The following is a 2797-nucleotide window of genomic DNA, read 5'->3' as shown; positions in this document are numbered from 1 at the left end:
GGCCAGTGAGCGCTGCCGCACCGGCTCAAACCGCCCAGATCTCCGCCGTGCAGGCTGATATCGCTGGGCCCTCATGGCGTCCGCTGGTCTACCAGCTCGCAGGCATCCTCGCAGCGCTCGCTGCACTTATCGTCTGGGCGCTGACCGCCGACCTCTCGCAGGTCGAGCTCAATACGCTGAACCCCGACACGCTGCTTGGCTACACGCTTGAGCACCTGGCCCTGACGGCCGTGTCAGCGGTGATCGTGCTGCTGATTGCTATCCCGCTCGGCATCCTGCTGACGCGCGGGCCGTTCCGGCGGCTCACCGGACCGGTGCTGGCCGTCGTCAACATCGGGCAAGCCGCCCCGGCGATTGGACTGATTGTCCTACTCGCCTCGTGGCAGGGCTTCGGTTTCAATGCTGCCATCACCGCCCTGGTCCTTTACGCACTGCTGCCGGTACTGCGGAACACAATGGTCGGCATCAACCAGGTGGATGAACGGCTCGTCGAGGCAGGGCGCGGCATGGGGATGAGCTCCACAGCCGTGCTGTTCAAAGTGGAGCTGCCGCTGGCGGTTCCCGTGATGCTCGCGGGCATCCGAACCGCCCTGGTGCTCCTGGTGGGCACTGCTGCACTCGCAGCGTTTATCAACGGCGGCGGGCTGGGCATCCTCATTATCACGGGGGTGAACCTCAACCTAGTCAGCGTTCTTGTGGTTGGCTCGGTCCTCGTTGCACTCCTAGCTCTCCTGGTCGACTGGATTGGGCGCGTCGTCGAACACGTGGCCCGCCCGAAAGGACTCTGATGCGTTTCAGCACCACACCACCCACCCCTGTCGTGCCCAGCAAGGCCGTCCGCCGCGCAGCAGGAGCAGCAGCCATCCTGTCAGTGGGCCTCCTGGCAACCGGCTGCGGGTTGCAGCCTGCCACCTCGTACGTCCCGCTGGCGGGGCCCGGCAGTATCGAGGAGATTGTCGACGGCGAGCCGCTGACCGTCACTTCCAAGAACTTCACCGAGCAGCTGATCCTCGGTAAAATTGCTGTGCTTGCCGGGCAGGCGGCAGGGTTCGACGTCACCGACCTCACGAACGTTCCCGGCAGCCAACCCGTGCGTGAGCTGCTGCTCGCAGGCCAGGCCGATGTGACCTGGGAATACACGGGCACCGCCTGGCTGACCTACCTCGGCATGTCCGAGGGGTTCCCCAACCAGGAGGAGCAGTTCGCCGCCGTCTACGAGGCGGATCGGGATAATGGTTTGACCTGGGGAGACCCGGCGCCCTTGAATAACACCTACGCCATCGCGGTGCGCAGTGAGGCCGTCGAGGACCTCGGCGGGATCAGCACCATTGAAGAGATAGCTGATCTGCCGGTGGAGGAGAGGACCTTCTGCGTTGAGGCGGAGTTCAACTCGCGCCCCGATGGCATGAACCCTATGCTCGCGCACTATGGCATGGAGCGGGGCGCGCCGGACGGCGTGCCCGATGACAACATCAGTATCTTCGACACTGGTGCCGTTTACACGGCTACCGACAGCGGGGACTGCAACTTCGGCGAAGTGTTCTCGACCGATGGGCGGATCGATGCCCTCGATCTGACCATCCTCGAGGACAACCTCGGCTTCTTCCCCGCCTACAACGCAGCCCCGGTCTTCTACACCGAAACCCTTGAGGAGTACCCCGAGCTGGAGGACGTTTTCGGCACGATCGCTCCCACCCTGACTGATGAAGCGCTGCGGACCATGAACCTCCAGGTGGATGTCGAGGGAGAAGAACCTGCCGACGTTGCGTTCGACTTCATGGTCGAGCAGGGTTTCATCTCCGAGCCGGACGGGCCGCTCGGCTCCGGCAGCTAGGAACCGGGCTACCCGCCGGTAGCCGTCAGGTCTCCGTAGCCGTCACGGCGGTGATCATCCGTTCCATCCGTGCTATCCCTGCGAACCGCCCGGCGTTATCGGTTACCAGAAGCGGCTCGAACCGGTCGGTGGTCTCCCGGGTCATTGATCGGTCGAGGGCAACCCCCAGGGGAGTGTCGAGGTTGGCGCGCATTCCCTGGCTGACTACCCCAAACGCAGCGGCGTCAGGAGTGAGCAGTGAAATGGGCCGAAGATCGGCATCAATCAGTACCGCCGATCCCAGCCCGGGATCTTCAGTGAAGACCTCGAGCGCCTGGGACATGCTCAGGACGGCTGGGGCCGGCTCGACGACGTCGCGCAGCACTGTCTTCTCGGCCGCAACCTGGCGGGCGGTGAGCCGGTGCGCCAGCTCGAATTCGATGCCTGTCCACGGTGGCGCCGGTCTGGCGAGCAGATAACCCTGCACGAGGGGTACGCCGAGGCTGACCAAGGTATCGAGTTCCTCTACTCGCTCCACGCCTTCGGCGAGAATTCAGGCGTCCACCCGGCTGGCAAAGATCCCGAGCATCTCGATCAACGCCCGCTTGGCCTCGTCCCGGTCCACATCCTGGATCAGCTCACGGTCAATTTTGATCATTGATGGGCGCAGCTGCAGCAGGTGCCGCAGGCCGGCATACCCCGCGCCGGCGTCGTCGACGGCGATCAGGGCACCGGCTGCGCGCAACTGATTCAGATCGGGTTCGAGGTCAAGGTAGGAATCGATTGGGGTCTGCTCGGTGAGCTCGACGATGAGACCTCCGAGGTTTCCTTCGTGCCGCCACACGCGGCGGATACTCTCGGTGCGGAGGAGCTCAGGGGAGACGCTGAGGGTGAGGAAACAGTTGGCGGGCAGGCTCGACCGCGCTGCCAGGGCGACGCGAAGCGCTGCCGACTCAAGGTCGGCTGCGCGTCCAAAGCGGCGGC

General features: G+C 64.6%; 4 protein-coding genes. 2 read left to right on the top strand and 2 right to left on the bottom strand.

Annotation, left to right across the window (positions count from 1 at the left end; all coding sequences use genetic code 11):
* The first annotated feature begins 59 nt into the window (after positions 1-59).
* Positions 60-788 carry an ABC transporter permease gene (locus Y703_RS0103075; RefSeq protein WP_051427254.1) on the top strand — a complete coding sequence of 243 codons (729 nt, stop codon included), beginning with the start codon at positions 60-62 and terminating at the stop codon, positions 786-788.
* Positions 788-1834 carry a glycine betaine ABC transporter substrate-binding protein gene (locus Y703_RS0103070; RefSeq protein ID WP_051427236.1) on the top strand — a complete coding sequence of 349 codons (1047 nt, stop codon included), beginning with the start codon at positions 788-790 and terminating at the stop codon, positions 1832-1834. The genes Y703_RS0103075 and Y703_RS0103070 overlap by 1 nt, the downstream gene beginning before the upstream one ends.
* A 25-nt stretch (positions 1835-1859) precedes the next feature.
* Here the strand turns inward: Y703_RS0103070 and Y703_RS22895 are convergent, their stop codons facing one another.
* Positions 1860-2351 carry a hypothetical protein gene (locus tag Y703_RS22895; protein WP_051427235.1) on the bottom strand — a complete coding sequence of 164 codons (492 nt, stop codon included), beginning with the start codon at positions 2349-2351 and terminating at the stop codon, positions 1860-1862.
* A gap of 15 nt (positions 2352-2366) precedes the next feature.
* Positions 2367-2797: EAL domain-containing protein (locus Y703_RS22890; RefSeq protein ID WP_253907910.1), on the bottom strand; the 431-nt coding region annotated here is incomplete at its 5' end.

Source organism: Arthrobacter sp. H20 (assembly GCF_000520515.1).
Lineage (GTDB): Bacteria > Actinomycetota > Actinomycetes > Actinomycetales > Micrococcaceae > Arthrobacter_D.
The sequence above is the reverse complement of the archived record's forward strand: the minus strand, read 5'-3'. Positions and strand labels throughout refer to the sequence as shown.

Bases quoted from the DNA above. Each gene is read 5' to 3' on its own strand.
- Y703_RS0103070 (WP_051427236.1), top strand. From the start codon at position 788: ATGCGTTTCAGCACCACACCACCCACCCCTGTCGTGCCCAGCAAGGCC.